Raw genomic sequence first — 23,920 nt, forward strand, 5'->3', positions numbered from 1 at the left:
GTCCGAACTCGGTGGTCTGTCGATGTATTCGCACCACGGCTCCTGTTGTTCCGGTCGCCGCGCACAATCGTTGTGGGCGAGAGGCGACCGGTGCTCGGCGGTAGAGGTCGAATCCGGCCCAGCACGGTGGCGGGCCCCGGATCGGGGTTATCGAAGTGTGTCGGTGCAGTCCGTGAGGACGAGCCGGGTGGGCCGCCCGTGGCCGGGGACGAGCGTGTGCGCCGGCTGTCGAGTGAGCGCGCGGGCGCTGACGAGCGTGCGTGCGGCGTCGTGGTTGAACACGGGCGGCAGCAGTTGTGGTCCGGTCCGTCGTGACAGCGGGTGACCGGTCACCAGCGCGTCACCGGAGAACAAAACACCTTCGGAAGGCAGGAGATAGGCGGTGTGCCCGTCGGTGTGGCCGGGCGTCGGCAGGGCGACGAGCCCGCCGGGCAACGTCGACAGGATCGAGGCCCGCGCCGGTGTCGCGGTCGGAACACTGGTGCCGATCCGGCCGTGGACGGCGCGCAGGGTCTGCGGCACCCACCGCGCTCCGCCGGGCGCGAACAGCGTCCGCACCATCTGCCCCGGCGTGATCTGTTGCAGGTATTCACGTTTGGCGTGCCGGACTTCCTCGGCGCCGGTGTAGACAGGAACGCCGAGGAGTTCGACCAGGCGTGGGACGGCGCCGATGTGGTCCAGATGCGCATGGGTGAGCAGAACGGCGGTGACGTCGGCGAGATCGTGGCCGATGTCGCGAACCGAGTCGAGAACGAGCGGGGTGTCGGCGGGGTATCCGGCGTCGATGATGGTGACACCGGCGCCGTTGCTGATCAACGCCCAGTTGACATTCGTTCCGGCGACGACATACACGGAGTCGGAAACCTGATCGATAGTCACTCGTGCGCCCTCACCCCTGGATCAGGTGCTCGATGACACCGATCCCGTCGATCTCCAGCCGCAGGACGTCGCCGGGGGCGAGCCATCGGCCCAGTTCCATCCCGCTGCCGCCGGGCAGCGTTCCGGTCGACATCAGTTCACCTGGGAACAGTTGCTCGCCACGGGACGCATGCGCGATCGCCGCGCCGAGACTGTGGCGCATTCCCTCGGTGCCGGTCCGAGCTACAGTGCGCCCGTTGATCTGCACGGATGCGGTGAGCGAGTCGATCCGGTCGGCCACCGCCGATCCGGCGACCGCCGTCGTCGACATCGAGGTGGCGAAGTGCTTGGACTTCTGTGGCCCGAATCCCGAACGCATCTCGGCCAACTGGACATCTCGCGCGGAGAAGTCGTTGATGACGACGACAGCGCCGATCGCGGCGAGTGCTTCCTCGGCGGTCGCATCGCGCAGCGGCGCACCCAGAACGACGCCCAGTTCCAGTTCGAAGTCGAGCGCCGTGCTGTAGCCGGGGCCGCTGACCGGGATTCCGGACGGGATCATCGTCGACGCGTTGGACATGTAGTAGATGGGCTGTTCGTTCCAGAGCCGAGGCGGCCGGTAGGGCGGGAATGTGCGCCGGGTCAGGGTCTCGAACAGCAGCCCGAGGCGGTAGCCGGCAGGCACGAACCGTCGGGCCATGCCGCGCGCGGCGTCGACAGCGTGCTTCTCGTAGAGCATGAAATCGCGGAACGACACCGGACAGATGGGCAGGACACAGGCACCGTCGGGCACGCCCAACAGCTCGTACCGGGAGATCTCGTACTCCTCGGTGAAGGCCGCCGGGACGACGAACGAAGGCGCAGAGCCATCGATCGTCGTCCACCCGGCGCCGGTGTCGGCCTGCAGCGTGATCCGACGGGTCGCGCGGTCGAGAACCCGGTGGATCCGGGGGAGCGGCTGACGCACCGGATCAGCACCCCACGCTCTGACGGATGACCAAGTGCTCGCGAAGGAATCGCACCGACAGTGCGCTCCATTGTTCGCCGTGCCCCATCGCGCAGTGGTCGTCGTCGGCGTAGAGCACCAGCTGTGCCTCGGGCGCACCGATGGCGATGTCGATGGAGTCCTGGGTGCTCAGCAGGGTGTCGTTGGCGCCGTTGATGACCAAGAGCGGAATGTCGATGTGCCGGTACAGGTGGGCCAGCGACAGGCGACGCAATTTGCCCGCCATCTCGTGGATGCTCGCCGATCCTGTCGCGTTGCGCAGAGTCGACACCATGATCTCCGGAAGACCCAGCGCCGCAGCCGAGGTGAAACTGCGATGCGCGGGCGCGCCGTTGGCGACCGCGACCGAGATCTGCGGATCGACCGCGGCCATCCGGGTCGCCCAGTAGGCCCCGAAACTGACTCCCAGCATCCCGATGCGAGCACTGTCCACCCGCGGATCCGCGGCGAGGTGCTCGACGACCGCCGAGTACACCCGCTCCGCGTCGGGAGCCAGCGGCTGCCGGTAGGAATAGGTGCCGGGCATCTCCATGACGAACAGGGCCATCCCGGCACGACGATGGGTCAGCATCGGCAGCATCAGCTCCGCGAGTGTTCCTTCGACACCATTGCTGCACAACACGATCGGCATCTCGGCGGCAGCCGGATCGAGCGGGAACATCAGGTATCCGCGGACCACGTCCCCACCTGGAACCGGAATGCGCACCGGCTCGATGGACACATCCATCGCCGGAGCCAGACAGGTGAGGACGAGTTCGGCCAGCCGATGCGACCGCTCGTAGGCCGTCAACCGGCGCGGTGTCCAACCCGGCCACGCGGCGACGAATTCGTAGACCATCGCCTTGATCAGGCCGTCCAGCGCGATGGCGGGTTGCGCTGAATCGGGGTGCTCGGCGCAGAACTTCGCCACCGCATCCGGGTCTGCCACCGGGCCTCGGTCCGCGAGCAGGGATACCGCCGGTGACAATCGCGCACCCAGCTCTTCCCGTATCCCGCTGTCGGTGGTCGCGAGCAGTTCGTCGGTGCCAGGAACGCCGAGCTGTGCCAGCGCTTCGTTCGCGTCGGCCACATGCTGCTCGGCGATGGCCTGCCAGTAGGAGGTCCACCGCGCGTCGTCGAAGGACCGGCATCCGGCCAGCTGGGCGCGGAACTCCGCGTCGGCGATCCCGCCCAGATGGGTGAACCGATCGGCGAACAACGCGGGCAGGAACGGAGCAGGGCCGACCCGGCGGGTCGCGTATTCGGTAGTTCTGGTCAGTGCGCACGCGCTGACCACCACCTTCTTCGCCCATGCTGACAACGATGTCATCGGTGAACCCTTCCGTCCGACGGCTACCTCAGAAAAGCAGAACTTTCTGCTTCAGCGAGCCTAAGCCGCTCCGGTGATCAAAAGCAAGGGATTCTGCTTTAAGCTCGAGGTGTGACCACGACAGACGAAGACGCGCCGCAGCGGCGACCGGGGGGCCGGTCGGCGCGCGTGCGCGAGGCGGTCCACCAGGCGGTGCTGGACGCGATCATCGAGCACGGCGTCGATCGGGTCGGGATTCCCGACATCAGCCGCCGGGCCGGGGTCCGTGACAGCTCCATCTACCGACGGTGGGGTAGTCGCGAGAACCTGCTCCTCGACGTGCTGCTCGAATACAGTCGGCGAGCCCTTCCCCTGCCCGATACCGGTACGTTCCGGGGTGACCTCGCCGCGTTCGCCACCGAACTCGCGGCCTATCTCGAGACGCCGCTGGGCGGCGGTCTCTCGCGGGCGCTCGCCTACGTCACCGACACCGAGGAGATGGCCGAAGTGCGCAATGCGTTCTGGGACAGTCGATTTCTCGCGGTGCGGCCCCTGTTCGAGCGTGCTGCCGAACGCGGTGAGATTCCCCCGGACACCGACGCGCGGTTCGCTCTCGAACTGCTCATCGGGCCCCTGCATCTGCGCACTACGCTCACGCGCCAGCCTGCCGGTGCCGACTTCGTCGACCAGCTGGCCTCCCATGTGGTGCGGGCGCTGCAGCCCGACGCTGTCACCACCGAGCGGGAACCGACATGACCACCTTCGGCCGGTGCCGACACCTGCCGCCCCGGGCGGTGATAACGCGCATAATGGCAGGGTGCGCTATGAGGAACTCGCTGACGTCCCGTGTTCGATCACGCGGCCGCTGGTGATCTTCGGGGACCGGTGGACGTTGCTGGTGCTCAAGTACTGCTTTGCCGGGGTGCGGCGGTTCAACGCGTTTCAGAGTGCGCTGGGGATTTCGCGGAGCCGGTTGCAGGATCGGCTGGATCGGTTGATCGAGCACGAGATCCTGATGAAGCGGCCAGCCGAGGACGGCGCTTACGAGGAGTACCGGCTGACCGAGAAAGGTCACGCCATCTACCCGATCCTGATGGCGATCCGGGACTGGGGTGATGCGTACATGGCGCCGGACGGCCCACCGGTGGAGTACCGGCACAAGGGTTGCACCGGCGAAGCCCATGTGCACCTGACCTGCGACGAGTGCGAAGCCGAGATCGCCGCCCGTGACGTCGTGCCGGAACCGGGACCCGGCCTCCTCTCGACCTCGCGTTCCGCCTGAGACAACCCTGGACGGACGATCGCCACGCTCTGGTGTGAGTATCGGCCGAGCGCCGATCTGCGTCAGCGCGTGGTGATCTCGAATCAGCTGGTGTGCCAGGTGATCTGGTCGTCCAGGGGAGCGCGGGCGGTGCGGAAGGTGTTGATCGGGTGGTCGAGGTCGGGGTAGCCGAAGGAGACGCCGAAGACGACCTTGCGGTGGGTGGGGAGGTCGAAGTGGTCGCGGAGGAAGGGGGAGTAGGAGGCCAGGGCGGCTTGGGGGGCGGCGGCGAGGCCGAGGGCTTGGGCGCCGAGGAGGAAGGATTCGAGCCAGAGGCCGCAGTCGATGGCGCCGTAGACGCCGAGGTCGGCTTCGGAGGTGACGATGGCGACGTGGGGCGCGTCGAAGAATTCGAAGTTGCGGACCATCTGGCGCAGTGTCTTCTCGTGATCGCCCTTGGCGATGCCGACGCTGTCGTAGAGCTGGAAGCCACACTCGCGTCGGCGGTCGCGGTAGGCACCGGCGTACTGGGCGGGGAACTCGAAATCCGGTGCGGTGCCGTTGGTCTGGATGTGGGTGAGCAGTTCCTTGCGGAATCGCTCGGTGCCTTCGCCCGCGGTGACGACGACCTGCCACGGCTGGGTGTTGCACCACGACGGGGTGCGCTGGGCGAGGCTCAGCAGTCGTTCGATGGTCGCGCGGTCGACCTCGTCGGGGCGGAATTGCCTGCAGGTCCAGCGCTCGTCGGCCAGGCGCTGGAGTGCGGCGAAATCGCTGGTGTCGTGGTCGGTCGGCGCCATCGTGCGGCTCCCTCGGTCGGTACGGAGACCTAGTCTCATTTTGAGACCACGTTAGCAGTAGGGCCGGGAACGCGGAACCCGCCCGCACCACGAATTCGGGTGCGGGCGGGCTCGGGAAGTGAATCAGGCGCGACGCCGGGAGACCAACCGGATCGCGATACCGATGCCGATCAGAGCGACCACGCCGACACCGATGCCGGCCATGGCGAACCAGGGCGTCCTCGAGTCCGAACCACTCACGGCGACAGGCTTTTCGGTGCCGGGCTGTGACTGCTCACCGAGCACGTCGGGACTAGCGGTCAGGTAGGTCGGCCCCGCCTCGGCGGCACCCGCGACGGTGAGGTCGAGTTCGACCGGAGTCGGCGGCATGGCCGTCGTGCCCGACGGCATCCCGATCTTGACTGCGATGTAGTACCACCCGGCCACCGACTGCTGCTGCACGGGGATCTCGTCGGCGTCTCGGTTCGCGTAGCGGATCGGGACGGTCGCGCCTTCGAGATCCGTGGCCTGCCGCCCGGTGTAAGCGTTCGTGTCCTCGTGGATCTGGCCGCCGACCGGCGAGTACACGGTCGTGGTGACGTTCGTGGCTGTGGTGTATCCCGCCCCGCCGGTTTCGGCGAACCGTACGCGATAGGCCAGCCCCTGGCCCCAGTTCAGGCGCACCTTGTAGAAGACGTATTCGCCGTTCTGGATCGTGTCGGTGTACTTGCCGCTCCCGTCGAGAGTCGTGGCGACGGTGAACGATCCGCCGCCGCTGACCGGCTCGGCCGGGCCCGCCGGTGCGGCGAACGACGTCTTCTTCGTGACCGAGCTCGGGCCGGGATCGGTGACACCCGGTTCGATCCCGACGATCAGCTCCACCGGTAGCCGCGCGGGCAGGCCGGCGGGGACCTCATCCCAATGGAGTTCGTAGTAGTAGCGGCCGCCGCCCTTGCAGGAGTCGGAGCTGCCGCCGCTCGGCTCCTCGGTGGCCCGCTCCAGGGTGTTGCTGACCGTGAATGCGACGCCGTCGCCGGTGCGCGATTCGAGCTCACGTTCCCGGATGTTGCAGTACGCGCCGTCGCGGCCGTAGACGCGCAATTCCAGCGCGCTGATTCCGCCGGTGGCGGCGCCGAGGGGCGCTCGGGGGAAGGCGACGATGCCGGTGAAGTACGCCGTCGCTCCGGCGGGCACGTCGACGGCGTAGAACCGCTTCTCGTGCTGGCCGATGGTGTCGAGGTACTGACCGGGCTTCGCGACCGGGGCGGTGTCGTAGGTGGCGGTGCCGGTGATCGGGGTGCCGGTGGCCTGGTAGTTGCGCAGGGCGGCCGAACTCACCCTGGGCAGAATCTGTTCCAGTGCGGCGCCGTCGGCGGCGTCGCTGTAGGTGCCGCCGGTAGCCTGCGCCATGCAGGTGAGCTGGGCGCGCGCCTTGTCGTCGACGGCGAAACCGATGGAGTGGACAACGAGGTCGACACCCTTCTGCTTCAGTTCCTTGGCGACCTCGCAGGGGTCGGGCGGCGCGCAGGTGTCGTCACCGTCGGAGACGAGCACGATCGAGCGCGGCCCCGACGACGGCAGCGCGTCTGCCGCCTGGCGCAGCGCGGTGCCCATGGGGGTCCAACCGCGGGCCTGGATACCGTCGACGGCGCTGGTGAGCGCGGGCTTGTCGATGGTGTCGGGCTGCTGCAAGATCTGGACGTCGCGGCAGCCCGCCGCCTTGTCGGCCTCGTCGTTGCCGGTGCCGGTGCCGTAGGTGGCGAGCCCGACCTCGGCTTCGGCCGGCGCCGAGTCGACGAAGGTACGCACGGCCTTCTTCGCCGAATCCATCATGGTGGCACCCTGGTCGGGGCGCTGCATGGACCCGGACGCGTCCAGGATGAGCATGGTCGGTGCGTACTGCGCCGGGTCGGCATGCGCCGCCCCGGGTAGTGCTGCGGGCAGCAAGGTGAGCGCTGCGGCGGTCAGTGCCGCCGTCAGTGTCCTGAATCTCGACATCGTCCTCGAACTTCATCACTCGGAATGAAACCGGACAGACGATACAGACTGGTCATGGCCGGTAGTGACCCCAAAATCGGTGGCACAAGCCACCGTTTGCCGGACGAAATGATGTCTTGGCAGGTAGCAATCGGTTTTTCGCTCGGATGCCTGTCCGCGTCCTCGCGCCTGCCGCACGACAACGGCCTCCCGGGGCACAATCGAGCGCATGGCTTCGCAGGCCCGGGACGCGCAGGAGCGCAAACGGCACGGCAGGCATTACACCCCACCCGCGCTGGCGCGGTTCCTGGCGCGACGGGCGCTACTGCACGCGCCACGCACCGGTGAGCTCCGGGTGCTCGATCCGGCCTGCGGTGACGGCGAGCTACTCCTCGCGGTGCAGCGGGAGGCCGCACCGGATGTCACGGTACGGCTGACCGGCTACGACCTGGACCGGCGGGCCGTCGGCGAAACGGCCGAGCGCGCCGCCGCCGCCGGCATCGAGATCGATTGCCGGGCAGGCGATTTTCTCGCCGCGTCGGGTCGCATCGCCGACGGTTCGTTCGACCTCGTCATCAGCAATCCGCCGTATGTGCGGACCCAGCAGCTCGGCGGTTCGACGGCACGGCTGCTGAGCAAGCAGTTCGGTCTGCGCGGGCGCATCGACCTCACCCATCCGTTCGTGGCGATCGCGCCCCGGCTGCTCGCCGCCGACGGCGTCCTCGGATTGCTCTGTGCCAACCGCTTTCTCACCACCAGGGCCGGTGCGAATATGCGCCGGATCCTCACCAGCGAGCTGCATCCGGCCGAGCTCTACGACCTCGGCGACACCAAGCTCTTCGCGGCCGCGGTGCTGCCCGCGGTCACGGTCGCCACGCGCGCGCCCACGGACTGCGACTGCCGGTATGTCTCGGTCTACGAAGAACCCGGCGCCGAACCCGACTGCACCACCCGCTTGTTCGATGCGCTGGCCGGGGACAGCGCCTGCCTGGTCGGCGACGGCGGACGGGTGTTCGCCGTCGAAGTGGGTGTGCTGTCCACGGGATCGGACGACGGGATGGTCGGCAAACGACCGCGGCGAATGTCGTCGACGAGCGCGTCGCACCCGGACACGACACCGACCGGGTGCGGCCGACGGTCTCGGGAGCGAGGCGACGCTCGACCAGGTGCGGACCCCTCGGAGCTCGTCAGGTCGACCGCCGCGCGAGCCGGCGACCTGTCCGGCGACACCGCCTGGCGCATGTCGCGCCCCGCCCTCGACAGCTGGCTCAGCACCATCGCGGACAGCACCTGGCGTACCTTCGGCGACACCGCCCGCATCCGCGTCGGCATCAAGACCACCGCCGACCGGGTGTTCATCTCCGACCGCTGGGACCAGATGGACCCGACGCCGGAACCGGAACTGTTGCGGCAGTTGATCACCCACCACGATCTGCAACCGTGGCGGATCGGGCGGGACCGCGGCACCAGGGTCCTCTACCCCTACGACCTCCTGCAGCCGCGCCGCACACCCATCGACCTCGCCGAATTCCCCTCCGCCGCGGAGTATCTGCGCTCACACGAGCGGGTGCTGTCCGGCCGCAGGTACGTGCTCGACGGCGGCCGGAAGTGGTTCGAGATCTGGGTTCCGCAGCGCCCGCACCTGTGGGGCGCGCCGAAACTGGTGTTCCCCGACATCAGCGAACGGCCCCGGTTCGCGCTGGACCGGTCCGGCGCGGTGGTCAACGGCGACTGCTACTGGATCTCGCTCACCGATCTCGGAACTGGAGAGCAGGCGACCGATCTCGCGTATCTGCTGATGGGTGTGGCGAATTCGGCCCTGGGACTGCGGTTCTACGACGCGGTATGCGGCAATCGGCTGTATTCGGGACGGCGGCGCTGGATCACCCAGTACGTGGCCCGGTTGCCGCTGCCCGATCCGGCGTGCCCGGCGGCGGCGGCGATCGTGGCGCGAGTGCGTGGCGTGCTGGAAGACGGTGTTCCCGTGGCGGAGGCGAGCATCGACGAGGCCGTCGCCGCCGCGTTCGGGGTGCCTGGCGTCAACGTGCGAAACGGTGCGATGCAGTCAGAATTCTGACTGAGCGGCCCCGGATTGCACGTTTGCGCCGGTGCCAACGCTCAGTGAGCGACGCGGATGCCGACCATCGGTAGCAGGGTGCGGCGGGCGAAGTCGCGGCCCGCCGCCGGGTCGTCGAGGGGGATGAGGCCGTCCGGGGTGAGCGCCAGCGAGAGAGCGAGCCGCGCCATGATCTCGGCGACCAGGTCGGGTTCGAAGTCGGGGACCGTCGCGCCCGCCTGCAATTCGCGCAGCTTGTCGGCCAGATAGCCGCGCCCGACCGCGAGGATCGGGCCCGCTTCGGTGGTGAGCCTGGGCAGGATGATCTCCGGTTCGGTGCCGAGCAGCCTGCGCAGCAGTTCGTTGCCCGCGATGGTCGTCACGAACGCGACGAAGATCTCGACGAGCTGTTCGCCGGGCTCGGTGACCGCGCGCACCCGCTCGTCGATCTCGGCGACATAGCGCTGGGCCTCCCGCACGCCCACCGCTTCGACCAGGTCGTTCTTGGATTCGTAGCGCCGGTACAGGGTGGCGGGGCTGATGCCTGCCCGCCGGGCGATCTCGCCCATACTCGTGCGTTTGATGCCGAAGTCGAGAAACGCCGACAGCGCACTGTCGAGCAGCTTCTCCCCGTCGGTGACGGGCTTTTCCAGTATCCGCGCGAGGATCGACGAGACGGTAGGCATCGTCCCATTATCCTTGTGGCGACAGATCCAGCGCGACCATCTCCTGCTCGATCGCATTGGCCGCGAAGTGAACCCCGCGAGAACGTAATTCGTGAACCCGGCACTGGAGTGCCTCGATTCCGCCGGGCTGGGCGGCGATATCGGCCACGCTGAGCCGTCCCCCTGCTCGGTGCACACCGGAATGCATGTATGCCACCGTGATACCTCCTACCTCGCGTATCCGGTGCCGGCCGCCGCACTCTATGGCCGGACGCAATACGCAGGGCAAATGCTATCAGGTATCCCAACTGGTCACTTGCTCAGTGTGACGACTCACAACACCTCGGCCGTGCGATGCGCCGCCAGATTGTGCACATAGACGGCCGCGTTGAGCTTGATCCCGTCCTGCTGCGCCTCGGTCAGCTCCCGGCGCACCTTGCCAGGAACACCGGCGACCAGCGAGCCGGGCGGAATCTGCGCACCCTCGGGGATCAGGGCATTGGCCGCGATCAGGCTGCCCGCGCCGATCACCGCGCCGTTGAGGACGGTCGCGCCCATGCCGACCAGAACGTCGTCGCCGATGGTGCAGCCGTGCAGAATCGCGTTGTGTCCCACCGAGACTCCACTGCCGACGGTGAGCGGGAAACCGGGGTCGGCATGCAGGACGCAACCGTCCTGGATATTGGTGCGCGCGCCAAGAATGATCTGCTCGAGGTCGCCCCGCAGCACAGCCGAATACCAGACGCCGACCTCGGCGGCCAGGCTCACCCGTCCGATGACGGTCGCGTTCGGCGCGATCCAGGCAGTGTCGTCGATTTCCGGCGCGAACCCGGACACCTTGATGATCATGCGGTGATTATCGCGCCGCCCCGCGGAACTGGGCGCGGTGGGCCGCCGGACTGGTGCCGAGCATGCGATGGAAGTGGTGGCGCAGGCTCACCGCGCTGCCGAAACCGGTGTCGCGCGCGATCCGGTCGACGGTCTCGTCGGTCGCCTCCAGCAGCAGCCGGGCATGGTCGGTGCGCTGCTGCAACAGCCACTGCTGGGGGCTGGTGCCAGTGCGTTCGCGGAAGCGCCGGGTGAAGGTGCGTCGCGACATGAGCGCCGCGCGCGACCAGATGTCGAGATCGATCCCCGTCTCGAGGTGGGTGCGCGCCCACACCATCGCCTGCTCGATCGGGTCTGCGGTGTCCTCCTCGGGGACCGCGACCGGGATGAACTGGGCCTGCGAACCGTTGCGGTGCGGCGCGGTGACCAGCGCGCGGGCCAGCTCGGTGGCGGCGCGGGCGCCGAGGTCGCCGCGGACGATGTGCAGGCAGCAGTCCAGGGCGGCGGCGACGCCCGCGGAGGTGATCACGTCGCCGAGGTCGGTCCACAGCGTGTCGGCGCGCACCCGGACTCGCGGATAGGCGCGGGCCATGGCCTCCGCGGCGGCCCAGTGCGTGGTGAGTTCGCGGCCGTCGGCCAGGCCCGTCGCCGCGATCGCCCAGGCGCCGAGGCACAGGCCGACCAGCCGGGCGCCGTTCGCGTGCGCGGTGTGCACCGCGTCGTTCAGAGCGGGGGAGACGTCCAGGCCGCGCAGCCAGCCGGGGAAGACCACCAGCTCGGCCGTGGCCACCGTGTCGAGGCCGTGATGCACGGTGATGTCGAAACCCGCTGCGGTGGAAAGGGTTCCGGGTTGCTCGGCGCATACTCGCACGTCGTAGGGCGAATCGCCGTCGATGCCGGTGCCGGACCGGCCGAGCACCAGCGTCGGCACCGACAGATGGAACGGACTGATCCCGTCGAACGCGATGACCGCCACCGAGCGCATGGCCCGATCTTAGCGATGGTCGACCTGGAGGCCACTGTCGTGGAGTGTCGCCGTCGGCGAAAGTTGTCGGCATGACCGAGACGATCACCCGCCCAATGCTGCTCGACGCCTTGCACATCGGTGGTCCGACCCTGCGCTTCCGGTACGCGGGCCTGACCTGGCTCACCGACCCGACCTTCGACGAGCCGGGCGACTACCCGGGGCCGATCACGCTGCACAAGCTCAGCGGTCCCGCCGTGCCGGTCGAGGCGATCGGCACGATCGATGTCGTGCTGCTCTCGCACGATCAGCACGCCGACAACCTCGACACCGCGGGGCGTGCGCTGCTGGCTCAGGTCGAGACCGTGCTCTCGACACCCGATGCCGCGGGCCGGATCGACGGCGTGCGCGGGCTGGTCCCATGGGAGACCGTCACGGTCGGCGATGTCGAGGTCACCGCGGTGCCCGCGCTGCACGGGCCCGAGGGCTGCGAGCCGCTCAGCGGCGTGGTCACCGGTTTCGTACTGCGTGCCGAGGGGGAGCCGACCGTCTACGTCTCCGGCGACAACGCGTCCGTCCCCTTGGTCGAGCAGATCGTCGAGCGGATCGGGCGGATCGACGTCGCGGTGCTCAATATCGGCGCCGCGAATATCGGCCGGTTCGGCGACAGCGACGTGACGCTCAACGCGCGCACCGCCGTTCAGGCCGCCGCCGTTCTCGGTGACGCGGTCGTCGTCGCGGTGCACGCGGAGGGCTGGGGCCACTTCAGCGAGTCGCTGGACTATCTCGAGCGCACCTTCGCGTATGCCGATCGCGCTGGGCAGCTTCGCATTCCGGTGCGGGGTGAGGTATTCGCGGTCTGAGGGCTGCTGGCTGCGCTTCCGAGGCTGCGGCCGGTCAGGACTGTTAACGGCGGCCGCAGACAAAATGATTAGTTGTCGAAACGACTGGTTTCAGAACTCGGGGATTCGATCGCCCGCGCCAGGTTCACCGGGCGCGGGTTTCCACCACTGCAGGAGATGAGTTGCTGAAGAAGCGAAGGAGTGGCCGGTCACGCGCGCTGGTGCGGGTGCTGCTGGCCCTGGTCGCGTTGGTGTTGGCGTTGACCGCATGTTCGTCGAACGGGTCAGGTACGGGTGAGCCGGGGTCGAGTTCGGTGTCCCAGACCTCGGTCACCACGACGAAGCCTGCGACGAGTTCGGTGACGCCGTCTGCGAATCCGGGCGACGGCGGTGCCGCGGTGCCGGGTGGCCAGTCCGCGCCGGAGTCGTCGTGGTATCACTCGCCCACGCAGGCGCCGGAGTCGTCGTGGTATCAGTCGCCGACGCAGGAGCCGCCGCCGGGATACACCTGTGTGCCGGGCCCGGATTGCGGCACGGACAGCTGTGGACACAACGAATGCGGATTGCCGCCGGGCCACACCTGCATGCCGGGTCCGGATTGCGGCACCGACAACTGTGGCCCCGGCGAGTGCGGCGAAACACCGCCGACGACCACCGTCGCGCCGCCTGCCACGACGCAACCGGTGACGACCACACCGGCGGCTACGTCCGCCGCGCCGCCTGCGACGACCACCACCGGCGCCGCTCCCGCGGCGGCATCGGTGACACCGTCACCGTGAACCTGGCTCCGACACGCGATGATCCAACCGGCTGACTCCCGTCGGCGGGAGTCCTAAGCTGGCGCAATGACGGGAACAGGCGAAACGATCGGTGTGCCGGCGGAGGTCAAACCGCAGGAGTTCCGGGTGGCGCTCACCCCGGCGGGCGCCACCGAACTGGCCGCGCACGGGCACGAGGTGCTCGTGCAGGCCGGTGCCGGAACAGGTTCGGGATTCGGCGACGAGGACTATCTCGCCGCGGGCGCCAGGATCGTGCCGGACGCCGACGCGGTCTGGGCCGAGGCCGGGCTGATCCTGAAGGTGAAAGAGCCCATCGTGCAGGAGTATTCGCGGATGCGGCGCGACCAGGTGCTGTTCACCTATCTGCACCTGGCCGCGTCGAAGGAATGCACCGACGCGATCCTGGACTCCGGGATCACCGCGATCGCGTATGAAACGGTGCGGGGCGCGGACGGTTCGCTGCCGCTGCTCGCGCCGATGAGCGAGGTCGCGGGCAAGCTCGGCACCCAGGTGGGCGCCTATCACCTGATGGCGCCGATGGGCGGCGAGGGCACGTTGCTCGGCGGGGTCCCCGGTGTGCGCCCGGCTGATGTGGTGGTGCTCGGCGGCGGCGTCGCGGGGACCAACGCGGCGAGCGTCGCGGTCGGGATGGGCGCCAGGGTGAGCGTCCTCGATACCAATCTGGCGCGGTTGCGCGAGCTCGACGCCCGCTTCGCGGGCCGGGTCGGCACCCTCGCCTCGCACGCGCTCGAGATCGAAAAGGCCGTGCTCGCCGCTGATCTGGTGATCGGGTCGGTGCTGGTGCCCGGCGCCAAGGCGCCCAAGCTGGTGTCCGACGAGCTCGTCGCGGGGATGCGACCCGGTTCGGTGCTCGTCGACATCGCCGTCGACCAGGGCGGCTGCTTCGCCTCCACCCGGCCGACGACGCACGCCGATCCCACCTTCCCCGTGGCGAATTCGCTGTTCTACTGCGTCGCGAACATGCCGGGCGCCGTGCCGCACACCTCCACCGTTGCCCTCACCAACGCCACCCTGCCGTTCGCGACCGCGATCGCCGACCAGGGCTGGCGTGGTGCGTGCGCCGCCGATCCCGGACTGGCTGCCGGGCTCACGGCCGTCGACGGAAAACTGCTGTCATCCGAAGTGGCCGCGGCGCACGGGTATTCGCTCGGCGTCTGAGCTCCTACTCGCCTGCGCCCAGGTACCAGTCCGGTGCGCCCTCGGTCGGCAGGTCGTGCAGCTTGTCGGGGTTGCGGACGATATTGATCGCGACGATGCGGCCCGCATCGATGACGAACGAGAAGACGCCGGTATTGGCGCCGTCGAACACCACCAGGCCGGGCACACCGTTGACCAGGACCGCCCGGCCCCACGCCCCGGACGCCGACGGCGCGTGGTACCAACCGAGCAGCGCCTTGGCGATGAGCTCGGCGCCGTGCAGCGGCTGGCGGATGGCGGGCACCTTGCCGCCACCGTCGGCGGTGAGTACCACGTTCTCGTCGAGGATGCCGAGCAGCGAGCTCAGATCGCCCGAGCGCCAGGCCAGCGAGAACGCCGAGACGACCTTCTCCTGTTCGGCGGGCGAGGCGGGGAAGCGCGGGGTGCCGGACTCCACGTGCTTGCGGGCACGGGAGGCGAGCTGACGGACGGCGGCCGGGGTGCGGCCGACGACCTCGGCGACCTCGGGACCGGTCATGCCGAACACGTCCTGCAAGACGAAAGCCGTTCGCTCAGCCGGGGACAGCGATTCCAGCACGACCAGCAGCGCGGTGGTGACCCGTTCGTCCTGGGAGATCCGGTCGGCCGGGTCGTCCCAGGTGGTGACCTGCGGTTCCGGCAGCCACTCGCCGACATACTGTTCGCGGCGGGCACGCGCCGAACCGAGCTGATCGAGGGCGAGCCTGCCGGTAACGGTGGTCAGCCAGGCGCGCAGATTGTCGATCTCGCCCGCCTTGCCCGCCTCGTGGTGGCGTTGCAGGCGCAGCCACGCGTCCTGCACCACGTCCTCGGCGTCGGTGAGGCTGCCGAGCGTGCTGTAGGCGAGGCGGCGCAGATAGGGGCGGTGTTCCTCGAAGCGGCGGGCCAGTTCGGCCTGGTCGAGCTGCTGGGGTGCGTCGGTCATCGTGGTTCGCCGTTCGGTCGTCTGGCCCGGTCCGGGCGAGTGTATGAGGGTGGTCGCAGAGATGACGAACCAGCGGGGACGGGTGTGACATTCCCGCTGTCGGCTACCCTCGGCCGGGTGCAGAAGGGGACATCGACCGCGGTCGGGCTGATGCTGGGATTCGCGCTCGATCGAGTGTTCGCCGATCCGCGCCGCTGGCATCCGGTGGCCGGATTCGGCTCAGCGGCAGCGGCTTTGGAACAGATGACCTATGCCGACGATCGACGTGCCGGTGTGGTGCACGAGGTGGTCGCGGTGGGCTCGGTGGTCGGGATCGGGGTGCTGGCCGCGCGCGGCGGTGTGCTCGCGACCGCGCTGGCCACGTGGACCGCCCTCGGCGGACGCAGCCTGGCGCGCGCCGGGCAGGCGATGGCCGAGCGGCTCGACGCCGGTGACATCGACGGGGCACGGGAGCTGTTGCCCTCGCTGTGCGGACGTGATCCGTCGGTGCTCGACGCGGACGGGCTGGCCCGCGCGGCGCTGGAATCGGTCGCCGAGAACACCGCCGACGCGACCGTCGCGCCGCTGCTGTGGGGCGCTGTCGCCGGGGTGCCGGGGCTGCTCGGGTACCGGGCTGTCAACACGCTCGACGCGATGGTCGGCTACCGCAACGAGCGGTACCTGCGGTTCGGGTGGGCTGCCGCGCGGACCGATGATCTGGCGAATGTCGTTCCCGCCCGGGTCACCGGACTGATCACAGCCGCGCTCGCGCCGCTGGTCGGTGGGACGCCCGCCGCCGCGTGGCGGGCGTGGCGGCGGGATGCGGCCAAGCACCCGAGCCCGAATGCCGGTGTCGTGGAAGCGTCGATGGCCGGTGCCCTCGGTGTTCGACTCGGTGGCCGGACCCAGTACCGGCACGGTGCCGAACTCCGGCCGACGCTGGGTGACGGGCCCGCGCCGACCACGGCCGATCTGCGCCGGGCGGTTCGCATGTCCGAGGCGGTTCAGGTGGGCGCGCTGGTGGTATCGGTGCTGGTTGCGGGGATGCACGCGGTGCGGGGCTGACCTGTCTGAGCGGCGGCCGGTTCTATGGAGTGCCGCTTGATCAGCAGGATGATCACGAGGGCTGGATAGACCAGAACGGGCACAGACGCCGTGCGGACCCGAACGTGGAGGTCTGAACACGGGAGCGTTCATCGGCCGAAGATGTCCGTTCGACGCCTCGCCTGTATGCCGGATCAGCCGGTGCTCAGCGGCCGGGCTGGACGGCTTCGAAGCCGAACACGATGGTCAGCACCCGCGGCATGTCGCCGCATACCGGTTTGACGAAGCAGGTCGTGTCGGCGTCAGCGGTTGCGGCCGTAGCGGTCGGCCAGGCGGGCTTCGGTGGTCGGCGGGGCCGGGGTGGCCTGCTCGTCGGCCGGGGTGGTCTCGGTGGTCGAGGTGCCTTCCGTGCCGGCGCGGTCGCGGCGGCGGGCGCGGAGTTCGGCGACGACGAAATAGCCGAGGCCGAGGGGGGCCATGATGCCGAAGGCCAACCATTGGAGGCCGTAGGAGAGGTAGGGGCCCGCGTCGAGCTGGGGGAGCGGGGTGGGGGTGAAGGCGCCGGGCTGGCCCTCGGCCAGTTGGAGGTAGCCGCCCTTGTCGGTGCCGGTGGGGATATCGGTGAGCCGGGTGCCGAGGACGGTGGATTCCTGGGCGGTGTCGACCGTATACACCTGGCGGTAGCCGTCCTGGGTGCTCGGCGGCTTGTCCGCGACCACGCCTTCGGAGGCGCGCACGCGGGCTTCGAGGCGCTGGGGGCCGGTCGGGGGCGCGGCGATCGCCGGGGGACGGGTGCCGTCGACGGCGGCGACCAGGCCGCGGTCGACGAGCAGGGTGCGGCCGTCGTCCAGGCGGAAGGCGTCGAGGACGGCGTAGCCGGGGGCGCCGTCGAGATGACGCAGGCGTACCAGGACGGTCGAGTCAGGGACAAACGCGCCGCTCGCGGTGACCTTGCGCCATTCGGTGTGCGCGGTCGGGTCTCCGTCGAGAACGCTGACCACGTCCACCGGGTCGGCCTGCACCGAGTCGGCGATCAGCTGGTTGCGGTGCTCGGTGCTGGTGTTCTTGCCCAGCTGCCACGGCGCGAGGACGGTGAAGCACAGGTAGGCGAACGCCGCGACGATCACGGCGAGGATGAGCCAGCTCGGGCGCAGCAGGAACGTGAGTTTGCGCATCAGCGTTGCGCGTCGGCGGGGGTGCGGACGTCGAGTTCGGCGCGCACCCAGTCGAGCAGGCCGGGGACAGCGGCTTCGATCTGATCGCGGACCAGGTCGAAGTCGGACTGGTCGCCGTAGTACGGGTCGGGCACGTCACGGCCGTCGGCGGCGGGGTCGAAGCTGCGCAGCAGCCTGCGCTGTTCGGTGGGCACGCCGCGGTGCGCCAGCTCCCGGTCGTGCCCGGTGTCGAGGGCGACGATCAGGTCGGCGTCGCGATGTTCGGGACCGAAGGTGGCCGCGATGTGGTCGGTGGAATAGCCGGCGTGGCGCAGCGTCGTCTCGGTACGCGGATCGGCCGGATCGCCGACATGCCACGATCCGGTGCCCGCGCTGGTCACCCGTACCCGGTTCGCGAGACCGGCACGGTACAGATGCGCCTCGAACATCTTCGCCGCCATCGGCGAGCGGCAGATGTTTCCTGTGCAGATGAATGACACGTGCAGCTGTCCCACGGAGCCATTCTCGCCCGAGCCGCCGAATCGCCGCCACGTAGGGTGTTCAACTGTGTTCCAGGACTCCGTCGACCCCGCGATGCTGCGCCACCACGGCGACGTGGAAGCGCGCCCTGGGATGCTCGATTTCGCGGTGAACGTCCGCGGCGCCGCCCCACCGGCCTGGCTGCGCCGTCGCCTCGCCGCCCGTCTGGACGACCTCGGTCGCTACCCGAGCGCTGAGGACGAGGCCGCCGCCCGCGCCGCCGTCGCCGCCCGCCACGGCCGCACCCCCGACGAGGTGCTGCTGCTGGCAGGCGCCGCCGAAGGGTTCGCCATGCTGCCCCGCCTGGCCCCGCGCCTGGCCGCTGTCATCCACCCGTCCTTCACCGAGCCCGAACTGGCATTGCGGGAAGCGGGCGTCCCGGTGACGCGGGTGATCTTGGAACGGCCGTACACACTCGACCCCGCGCTGGTCCCCGAGGATGCCGATCTCGTCGTACTCGGCAATCCAACCAACCCCACCTCGATCCTGCACCCGGCGGCCACCATCCACGCGTTGCGGCGGCCAGGGCGCCTCGTCGTCGTCGACGAAGCCTTCGCCGACGCGGTGGTGCGGGACCTTGCCGAGCCCGCGTTGCACGCCGGGCCTGCAAAGCACGCCGAGCCCGCGCTGCACGGCGAGCCTGCGCTGCTCGCCGAGCCCGCGCTGCTCGCCGAGCCCGCGCTGCACGCCGAGCCCGCGCTGCTCGCCGAGCCCGCGCTGCACGCCGAGCCCGCAAAGCACGCCGAGCCTGTGGCGCCCGCGGAGTCCGCGGCATACGCCGAACATGCGGCATACGCCGAACATGCGGCACTCGCCGAGCCTGTGGCGGCCGCCGAGCCTGCGCTGGATGCCGAGCCTGTGGCGCATGCCGAGACGGCGCCGCTCGCCGACCCCGGACTGCACGCCGAGCCGGAGTCACTGGCCGCGTTGTCGGCACCCGACGTGATCGTGCTCCGCAGCCTCACCAAGACGTGGGCGCTGGCCGGACTGCGTTGCGGTTACGCCCTCGGCGCTCCCGAGGTGCTGGCCCGGCTCAGCCACGGTCGTCCGCACTGGCCGCTGGGTACCCTCCAGCTCGAGGCGATCATCGCCACCGCCGCGCCGTCGGCTGTCGTCGAGTCCCAGCGCGACGCCCGCCTGATCGCTGCCGAGCGCACCGCCATGATCGATCGCCTGACCGCTCTCGGGATCGACGTGCACACCCCGGCCGCCGGGCCGTTCCTCCTGCTGCGCGTCCCCGACGGCGAACTGGTGCGCAAGCGCCTGGCCGACCGCGGCATCGCCGTCCGTCGCGCCGACACTTTTCCCGGTCTGAGCCCCGACCATCTGCGCGTGGCCGTGCGCGGCCCGGCCGAAGTCGACCGGTTGATCGAAGGTCTGCGGGCCGTGCTGTGGTGAGCGCGCCTGCCGAACCCCGCACGCCGGTTTCGACGTCCGCTCGGCGACGGGTGATATCGCCTCGGTGCAGGTCGGTGCAGGTCGGTGCAGGTCGGTGCAGGTCGGTGCAGGTCGGTGCAGGTCGGTGCAGGTCGGTGCAGGTCGGTGCAGGTCGGTGCAGGTCGGTGCCGACGGAGTCCGGGAATCGATCCGCCACCGGAGCCCGGCGTCTACTCGCTCCGCACCGGCTGGGGTCGGCGAGTCGGGTGCGGCCGGAAATCGGCGGACATCGTTGTGGTGCAAGGTGATCCCGTCACCCCGAGGGTGACGGGCATGTCGACGGAACGAAGGAGGCGGCGGTGACCGACCTGGCCGAACTGATCGGGGTGCTCGACGCGGCGTATCCGCCGAGGCTGGCCGAATCGTGGGATTCGGTCGGGCTCGTCTGTGGTGAGCGGGCGCAGGAGGTCACCAAGGTGGTGTTCGCGGTCGACGCCACCGCCGCCGTGGTCGACGAGGCGATCGAGTGGGGCGCACAGGCATTGGTCGTGCACCACCCGCTGCTGCTGCGCGGGGTCGACACCGTCGCCGCCGACACGCCCAAAGGCGCTCTGCTGCACCGGTTGATCCGCTCCGGCTGCGCCCTGTTCTCCGCGCACACCAACGCCGACTCCGCCGACCCCGGCGTCTCCGATGCGCTGGCCGCCGCCGTCGGCCTCACGGTCACCGGTCCGCTGGACCCCAAACCGGTTGCCTCCGTGGACAAATGGGTGATCCAGGTCCCGCAGACCCACACCGCCTCGCTCATGTCGGCGTTGTTCACCGCGGGCGCGGGTGCGATCGGCGACTACCGCGAAGCCGCCTGGTACACCGCGGGCACCGGCCAGTTCCGCCCGCTGCCCGGCGCGAATCCGGCGCTCGGCGTCGTCGGCACCGTCGAGACCGTCACCGAGGACGCCGTCGAGGTGGTCGCGGCGCCGACCTCGCGCCTGGCCGTCCTGGCGGCCCTGCGCGCGGCCCACCCGTACGAGGAACCCGCCTACCACGTCACCGAACGCGCACCGCTGCCGTCCTCGCTCGGCATCGGCCGCATCGGCGAACTCCCCGAGCCCGAAACCCTGCGCGAATTCACCGCCCGCGTCGGAGTCGGCCTGCCGCGCACCGTCTGGGGCGTCCGCGCGGCCGGTGACCCCGATCGCGTCGTCAAGCGGGTGGCCGTCTGCGGCGGTGCGGGCGACTCCTACCTGAACGCGGCCATCCGCGCCGGCGTCGACGCCTACCTCACCTCCGACCTGCGCCACCACCCCGTCGACGAACACCTCCGCCGCGGCGGCCCCGCCCTCGTCGACGCCGCCCACTGGGCCACCGAGTTCCCCTGGTGTGGTCAGGCCGAGCAGATCGTCCGCACCGCCCTGCCCGGCCTGGCCACGCGGGTATCCACCCTGCGCACCGACCCGTGGACGGTCACCGGCTGACCCACGCCCACGTCGACGGCTGAGCGAACGCCGGCCCGGCGGCAGTCCTCGGGTCATGGCGTGCGCACCCCCCGCGGCGCGGTACGGTTGAACAACCCATCCGTCCACTGTGTTCAGGAGTTCGTGCGCGTTGAATGTCGAACCGTCGGTCCAGTCCAAGCTGTTGCAGCTCGCCACTGTCGATGCCGAGTTGACGCGGATCGCGCACCGCAGGGGCGCGCTGCCCGAGCAGCAGGAGGTGGCGCGCCTGGCGGCCGAGCGCAACGGCTATAAGGACGCGGCCGTCGCGGTGGAGATCGGCATCGACGATCTGGATCGCGACATCCGCAAGCTAGAGGGTGAGGTCGACGCCGTCCGCAAGCGCGAGGACCGCGACCGCGGCATGCTCACCGCGGGCACCGTCGCCGCCAAGCAGCTCTCCGAGATCCAGCACGAGCTGGGCAGCCTGGAGCGTCGCCGCTCGGTGCTCGAGGACGAGCTGCTGACCGTGATGGAGCAGCGCGAAGCCATGGCCGCCGACCACGACCACGCGGGCGCCCGCCTGAGCAAGGCCGATCAGGACCTGGCCGACGCCGAGCGCCTGCGCGACGAGGCACTGGCCGATCTCGACGTGGCGCAGCAGCGGTGCGACAAGGACCGGGACGGGCTGATCGGCCTGTTCCCCGACGAACTGCTCGCCGTCTACGACAAGCAGCGTTCGGCGCACGGCGTCGGCGCAGCCCTGTTGCAGGCCCGCCGCTGCGGCGCCTGCCGGATCGAGATCGATCGCGGCGAGATGCAGCGCATCGCCAAGGCCGCGCCCGACGCCGTGGTCCGCTGCCCCGAGTGCGGCGCGATCATGGTGCGTACCAAGGAATCGGGGCTGTGATCGGATCGGTGCGCCGATGAGCGTGCACGAGGTGATCGTCGAAGCCGACGGTGGCTCGCGCGGCAATCCGGGCCCGGCCGGCTACGGCGCGGTGGTCTTCGCCGCCGATCATGTGCGGGTGCTCGCCGAGCGCAAGGAATACGTCGGCATCGCCACCAACAATGTCGCCGAATATCGCGGTCTCATCGCCGGTCTGGAGGCGTCGGCCGAGCTCGGTGCGCGGGTGGTCACGGTGCGGATGGACTCCAAGCTCGTCGTCGAGCAGATGGCGGGACGCTGGAAAGTGAAGCACCCGTCGATGATTCCGCTCGCCGAACAGGCGCGGGCGCTCGTCGCGGGCTTCGACCGGGTGAGCTTCACCTGGATTCCACGCGCCGAGAACTCCCACGCCGACCGGCTGGCGAACGAGGCGATGGACGACGGCGCCGTCGTCGGCACCGTCCGCGAAGCCGTCTCTGCCGGGCACGCCCCGGGCGACCAGGTGGCCGTGCCCGCCGCCGGTGCCAGGGCGAGCGAGCAGGCCGATACCGGCGCGGCTGACCCGGCGCTCGATGGCGAGACCACAGCGGCACAGCCGGTTTCGGCCAACGCTCCCGGCTGGACCGGTGCGCTCGGCAGGCCGACGAGGCTGTTGCTGCTGCGTCACGGCCAGACCGAGCTGTCGATCGAGCGCCGCTACTCCGGTCGCGGCAATCCGCCGCTCACCGATCTCGGCCGCCAACAGGCCGAGCGGGCCGCGAAAATGCTTGCCGCCAAGGGTGATATCGCCGCCGTCGTGACCTCTCCGCTGCAGCGCGCGCGGTCCACCGCCGAAGCCGCCGCCGCGGCCCTGGATGTGCCGTTGCGTGTCCTCGACGGCTTGATCGAAACCGATTTCGGCGACTGGGAGGGTCTCACCTTCGCCGAGGCCGCCCAGCGCGATCCGCAACTGCACACGGACTGGCTCGGCGACCCGTCGATTCCCGCCCCCGGCGGCGAGAGCTTCGATCAGGTGCGCGAACGCGTGGCGGGCGTGCGCCGGGATCTGGTCGCGCTGTATCCGGGCCAGAACATCGTCGTGGTCAGCCATGTCACTCCGATCAAGACGCTGCTGCAGCTGGCCCTCGGCGTCGGCCCGTCGCTGCTGTACCGCCTGCACCTGGACCTGGCGTCGCTGTGCATCGCCGAGTTCTACCCCGACGGCGGCGCCTCTGTCCGCCTCGTCAACGACATTTCCTACCTGTGAGCTAGCCGCTTGTCGCCGGGGCGCGGTACGGTCGCCCCGGTTCGCGGTCGGCGTAACGACGACGCCCCGGCGCCCGAAAGGTACTCGGGCGTGCGGAATGCCGCGGCCATCGAGAAAGGTACTTGATGAGGTTTCTACGGATGGCGGCGTTCGCGGCGGCCATCGCGGGGGCGCTCACCGCGTCCGCAGGCGCGGGCAGCGTGTCGGCCGATCCGAGCGTGGTGCTCGGCGCGGCCTCGGGCATCGTCTTCGACAACAACTCCGGTTGCTCGCTGACCGCCATCGGCCATGACAACGCGGGCCGCCTTGTCGGCCTCACCGCCGGCCACTGCGCGCCGACGGGGGCGCGGGTCGGCGCCGAGCAGGCGCTCAACGCGGGTGTCATCGGCACCGTCGCCTTCTCCGACGACGGCGACTACCTGGATTTCGCTGTCCTGCAGCTGGATGCGTCGAAGGTACTGCCGGTCCGCACCGTCGGCCAGACCACCGTCGCCGGCATCGGCAGCCCGCCCGGACCCGGCACCACGGTGTGCTCGGACGGGCGCACCAGCGGCCGCAGCTGCGGCGTGGTGTGGGGTGAGCTCGAAGGCACCTCGATCAACCAGTACTGCTCGCAGCCGGGCGACTCCGGCGGCCCGGTCGTCGTCGGCGACCGCCTGGTCGGCATGAACCAGGGCAGGCTCACCGGCCTGGGCCCGCTCGACTTCGACGTCCCGTGCACCGGCGGCGCCAACCCGATCCACTCGCCCGCCTACTTCCAGCCCATCGGGGTCATCCTCGAGGTGCTGAACCGGGCAGGCGGCGTCGGCGCGGGCTTCCAGCCGATCTGATCC

25 protein-coding genes are annotated in these 23,920 nt (G+C 69.9%); 11 read left to right on the forward strand and 14 right to left on the reverse strand.

All coding sequences use genetic code 11. From position 1 onward, the window contains the following. Positions 1–147: 147 nt before the first annotated feature. From ACWF9G_RS08265 to ACWF9G_RS08275, 3 genes are read right to left on the reverse strand one after another with little or no spacing between them, the layout of a single operon-like run. The gene (locus ACWF9G_RS08265) at positions 148–879 is read right to left on the reverse strand and encodes an MBL fold metallo-hydrolase (protein WP_452514530.1); all 732 of its coding nucleotides are present in this window, start codon (positions 877–879) and stop codon (positions 148–150) included. 10 nt (positions 880–889) lie between these two features. Beyond that, the gene (locus ACWF9G_RS08270) at positions 890–1,825 is read right to left on the reverse strand and encodes a fumarylacetoacetate hydrolase family protein (protein ID WP_452514531.1); all 936 of its coding nucleotides are present in this window, start codon (positions 1,823–1,825) and stop codon (positions 890–892) included. A 4-nt stretch (positions 1,826–1,829) separates the two neighbouring features. Next, a complete protein-coding gene (locus ACWF9G_RS08275; protein WP_452514532.1) occupies positions 1,830–3,173 on the reverse strand; it encodes an alpha/beta hydrolase family protein in 1,344 nt (447 codons plus the stop codon). A 111-nt stretch (positions 3,174–3,284) separates the two neighbouring features. Between ACWF9G_RS08275 and ACWF9G_RS08280 the strand changes: the two genes are divergently transcribed. Together ACWF9G_RS08280 and ACWF9G_RS08285 are read left to right on the forward strand one after the other, a co-directional pair. After that, on the forward strand, positions 3,285–3,908 hold the full coding sequence (locus ACWF9G_RS08280) for a TetR/AcrR family transcriptional regulator (RefSeq protein WP_452514533.1): 624 nt from the start codon (positions 3,285–3,287) through the stop codon (positions 3,906–3,908). Between the two features lie 13 nt (positions 3,909–3,921). Further along, complete coding sequence (locus tag ACWF9G_RS08285) at positions 3,922–4,434, forward strand: winged helix-turn-helix transcriptional regulator (RefSeq protein WP_452514534.1); 513 nt, start codon at positions 3,922–3,924, stop codon at positions 4,432–4,434. Between the two features lie 83 nt (positions 4,435–4,517). On the opposite strand, the gene ACWF9G_RS08290 is transcribed toward ACWF9G_RS08285, so the two are convergent. Together ACWF9G_RS08290 and ACWF9G_RS08295 are read right to left on the reverse strand one after the other, a co-directional pair. Further along, on the reverse strand, positions 4,518–5,213 hold the full coding sequence (locus ACWF9G_RS08290; RefSeq protein ID WP_452514535.1) for a nitroreductase family protein: 696 nt from the start codon (positions 5,211–5,213) through the stop codon (positions 4,518–4,520). Between the two features lie 123 nt (positions 5,214–5,336). Then, entirely contained in the window at positions 5,337–7,190 is a 1,854-nt protein-coding gene (locus ACWF9G_RS08295) for a vWA domain-containing protein (protein WP_452514536.1), read from the reverse strand. A gap of 208 nt (positions 7,191–7,398) precedes the next feature. Here ACWF9G_RS08295 and ACWF9G_RS08300 point away from each other — a divergent pair, with 208 nt between their 5' ends. After that, positions 7,399–9,246 (forward strand): Eco57I restriction-modification methylase domain-containing protein, encoded by a 1,848-nt coding sequence (locus tag ACWF9G_RS08300; protein WP_452514537.1) that lies wholly within the window; start codon positions 7,399–7,401, stop codon positions 9,244–9,246. 41 nt (positions 9,247–9,287) lie between these two features. Here the strand turns inward: ACWF9G_RS08300 and ACWF9G_RS08305 are convergent, their stop codons facing one another. From ACWF9G_RS08305 to ACWF9G_RS08320, 4 genes are all read right to left on the reverse strand, one after another. Further along, complete coding sequence (locus ACWF9G_RS08305) at positions 9,288–9,911, reverse strand: TetR/AcrR family transcriptional regulator (protein ID WP_452514538.1); 624 nt, start codon at positions 9,909–9,911, stop codon at positions 9,288–9,290. 7 nt (positions 9,912–9,918) lie between these two features. Beyond that, the gene (locus tag ACWF9G_RS08310) at positions 9,919–10,098 is read right to left on the reverse strand and encodes a hypothetical protein (protein WP_379308095.1); all 180 of its coding nucleotides are present in this window, start codon (positions 10,096–10,098) and stop codon (positions 9,919–9,921) included. A 125-nt stretch (positions 10,099–10,223) separates the two neighbouring features. Then, positions 10,224–10,739 carry a gamma carbonic anhydrase family protein gene (locus ACWF9G_RS08315; RefSeq protein ID WP_379308071.1) on the reverse strand — a complete coding sequence of 172 codons (516 nt, stop codon included), beginning with the start codon at positions 10,737–10,739 and terminating at the stop codon, positions 10,224–10,226. A gap of 7 nt (positions 10,740–10,746) precedes the next feature. Next, positions 10,747–11,703: a GlxA family transcriptional regulator gene (locus ACWF9G_RS08320; RefSeq protein WP_452514539.1), complete on the reverse strand. Its 957-nt coding sequence runs from the start codon at positions 11,701–11,703 to the stop codon at positions 10,747–10,749. A 71-nt stretch (positions 11,704–11,774) separates the two neighbouring features. Between ACWF9G_RS08320 and ACWF9G_RS08325 the strand changes: the two genes are divergently transcribed. Then, on the forward strand, positions 11,775–12,545 hold the full coding sequence (locus ACWF9G_RS08325) for an MBL fold metallo-hydrolase (RefSeq protein WP_452514540.1): 771 nt from the start codon (positions 11,775–11,777) through the stop codon (positions 12,543–12,545). A 124-nt stretch (positions 12,546–12,669) separates the two neighbouring features. Here the strand turns inward: ACWF9G_RS08325 and ACWF9G_RS08330 are convergent, their stop codons facing one another. Both ACWF9G_RS08330 and ACWF9G_RS08335 read right to left on the reverse strand, forming a co-directional pair. After that, positions 12,670–12,858, reverse strand: a complete 189-nt coding sequence (locus ACWF9G_RS08330) for a hypothetical protein (RefSeq protein WP_452514541.1) — start codon at positions 12,856–12,858, stop codon at positions 12,670–12,672. A 138-nt stretch (positions 12,859–12,996) separates the two neighbouring features. Next, positions 12,997–13,260 carry a hypothetical protein gene (locus ACWF9G_RS08335; protein WP_452514542.1) on the reverse strand — a complete coding sequence of 88 codons (264 nt, stop codon included), beginning with the start codon at positions 13,258–13,260 and terminating at the stop codon, positions 12,997–12,999. Positions 13,261–13,369: 109 nt separating this feature from the next. On the opposite strand from ACWF9G_RS08335, the gene ald reads away from it, so the two are divergent. Continuing rightward, positions 13,370–14,482: an alanine dehydrogenase gene (ald, locus tag ACWF9G_RS08340; protein WP_452514543.1), complete on the forward strand. Its 1,113-nt coding sequence runs from the start codon at positions 13,370–13,372 to the stop codon at positions 14,480–14,482. Between the two features lie 4 nt (positions 14,483–14,486). On the opposite strand, the gene sigJ is transcribed toward ald, so the two are convergent. After that, positions 14,487–15,425 carry an RNA polymerase sigma factor SigJ gene (gene sigJ, locus ACWF9G_RS08345; RefSeq protein ID WP_452514544.1) on the reverse strand — a complete coding sequence of 313 codons (939 nt, stop codon included), beginning with the start codon at positions 15,423–15,425 and terminating at the stop codon, positions 14,487–14,489. Positions 15,426–15,542: 117 nt separating this feature from the next. On the opposite strand from sigJ, the gene ACWF9G_RS08350 reads away from it, so the two are divergent. Further along, entirely contained in the window at positions 15,543–16,469 is a 927-nt protein-coding gene (locus ACWF9G_RS08350) for a cobalamin biosynthesis protein (protein WP_452514545.1), read from the forward strand. 281 nt (positions 16,470–16,750) lie between these two features. On the opposite strand, the gene ACWF9G_RS08355 is transcribed toward ACWF9G_RS08350, so the two are convergent. Continuing rightward, positions 16,751–17,623: an SURF1 family cytochrome oxidase biogenesis protein gene (locus tag ACWF9G_RS08355; protein WP_379308079.1), complete on the reverse strand. Its 873-nt coding sequence runs from the start codon at positions 17,621–17,623 to the stop codon at positions 16,751–16,753. After that, positions 17,623–18,117: a low molecular weight protein-tyrosine-phosphatase gene (locus tag ACWF9G_RS08360; RefSeq protein WP_379308080.1), complete on the reverse strand. Its 495-nt coding sequence runs from the start codon at positions 18,115–18,117 to the stop codon at positions 17,623–17,625. The genes ACWF9G_RS08355 and ACWF9G_RS08360 overlap by 1 nt, the downstream gene beginning before the upstream one ends. Before the next feature lie 52 nt (positions 18,118–18,169). Here ACWF9G_RS08360 and ACWF9G_RS08365 point away from each other — a divergent pair, with 52 nt between their 5' ends. The 5 genes from ACWF9G_RS08365 (at position 18,170) to ACWF9G_RS08385 (ending at position 23,917) form a co-directional block, all read left to right on the forward strand. Next, entirely contained in the window at positions 18,170–19,540 is a 1,371-nt protein-coding gene (locus tag ACWF9G_RS08365) for an aminotransferase class I/II-fold pyridoxal phosphate-dependent enzyme (RefSeq protein WP_452514546.1), read from the forward strand. A 338-nt stretch (positions 19,541–19,878) separates the two neighbouring features. Continuing rightward, positions 19,879–20,994 carry a Nif3-like dinuclear metal center hexameric protein gene (locus tag ACWF9G_RS08370; RefSeq protein WP_379308082.1) on the forward strand — a complete coding sequence of 372 codons (1,116 nt, stop codon included), beginning with the start codon at positions 19,879–19,881 and terminating at the stop codon, positions 20,992–20,994. A gap of 130 nt (positions 20,995–21,124) precedes the next feature. After that, positions 21,125–21,862 (forward strand): zinc ribbon domain-containing protein, encoded by a 738-nt coding sequence (locus tag ACWF9G_RS08375; RefSeq protein WP_379308083.1) that lies wholly within the window; start codon positions 21,125–21,127, stop codon positions 21,860–21,862. A gap of 16 nt (positions 21,863–21,878) precedes the next feature. Continuing rightward, on the forward strand, positions 21,879–23,087 hold the full coding sequence (locus ACWF9G_RS08380; protein WP_452514547.1) for a bifunctional RNase H/acid phosphatase: 1,209 nt from the start codon (positions 21,879–21,881) through the stop codon (positions 23,085–23,087). A gap of 125 nt (positions 23,088–23,212) precedes the next feature. Beyond that, positions 23,213–23,917 (forward strand): S1 family peptidase, encoded by a 705-nt coding sequence (locus ACWF9G_RS08385; RefSeq protein WP_379308085.1) that lies wholly within the window; start codon positions 23,213–23,215, stop codon positions 23,915–23,917. Positions 23,918–23,920 lie beyond the last annotated feature (3 nt).

The organism is Nocardia sp. NPDC055029, assembly GCF_053608525.1.

What these genes read in the sequence shown, in the direction of transcription:
- ACWF9G_RS08275 (WP_452514532.1), bottom strand. Translation starts at nt 3,173, where the DNA reads ATGACATCGTTGTCAGCATGGGCGAAGAAGGTGGTGGTCAGCGCGTGC.
- ACWF9G_RS08290 (WP_452514535.1), bottom strand. Translation starts at nt 5,213, where the DNA reads ATGGCGCCGACCGACCACGACACCAGCGATTTCGCCGCACTCCAGCGC.
- ACWF9G_RS08295 (WP_452514536.1), bottom strand. Translation starts at nt 7,190, where the DNA reads ATGTCGAGATTCAGGACACTGACGGCGGCACTGACCGCCGCAGCGCTC.
- ACWF9G_RS08300 (WP_452514537.1), top strand. Translation starts at nt 7,399, where the DNA reads ATGGCTTCGCAGGCCCGGGACGCGCAGGAGCGCAAACGGCACGGCAGG.
- ACWF9G_RS08305 (WP_452514538.1), bottom strand. Translation starts at nt 9,911, where the DNA reads ATGCCTACCGTCTCGTCGATCCTCGCGCGGATACTGGAAAAGCCCGTC.
- ACWF9G_RS08310 (WP_379308095.1), bottom strand. Translation starts at nt 10,098, where the DNA reads ATGCATTCCGGTGTGCACCGAGCAGGGGGACGGCTCAGCGTGGCCGAT.
- ACWF9G_RS08315 (WP_379308071.1), bottom strand. Translation starts at nt 10,739, where the DNA reads ATGATCATCAAGGTGTCCGGGTTCGCGCCGGAAATCGACGACACTGCC.
- ACWF9G_RS08320 (WP_452514539.1), bottom strand. Translation starts at nt 11,703, where the DNA reads ATGCGCTCGGTGGCGGTCATCGCGTTCGACGGGATCAGTCCGTTCCAT.
- ACWF9G_RS08325 (WP_452514540.1), top strand. Translation starts at nt 11,775, where the DNA reads ATGACCGAGACGATCACCCGCCCAATGCTGCTCGACGCCTTGCACATC.
- ald (WP_452514543.1), top strand. Translation starts at nt 13,370, where the DNA reads ATGACGGGAACAGGCGAAACGATCGGTGTGCCGGCGGAGGTCAAACCG.
- sigJ (WP_452514544.1), bottom strand. Translation starts at nt 15,425, where the DNA reads ATGACCGACGCACCCCAGCAGCTCGACCAGGCCGAACTGGCCCGCCGC.
- ACWF9G_RS08355 (WP_379308079.1), bottom strand. Translation starts at nt 17,623, where the DNA reads ATGCGCAAACTCACGTTCCTGCTGCGCCCGAGCTGGCTCATCCTCGCC.
- ACWF9G_RS08380 (WP_452514547.1), top strand. Translation starts at nt 21,879, where the DNA reads ATGAGCGTGCACGAGGTGATCGTCGAAGCCGACGGTGGCTCGCGCGGC.
- ACWF9G_RS08385 (WP_379308085.1), top strand. Translation starts at nt 23,213, where the DNA reads ATGAGGTTTCTACGGATGGCGGCGTTCGCGGCGGCCATCGCGGGGGCG.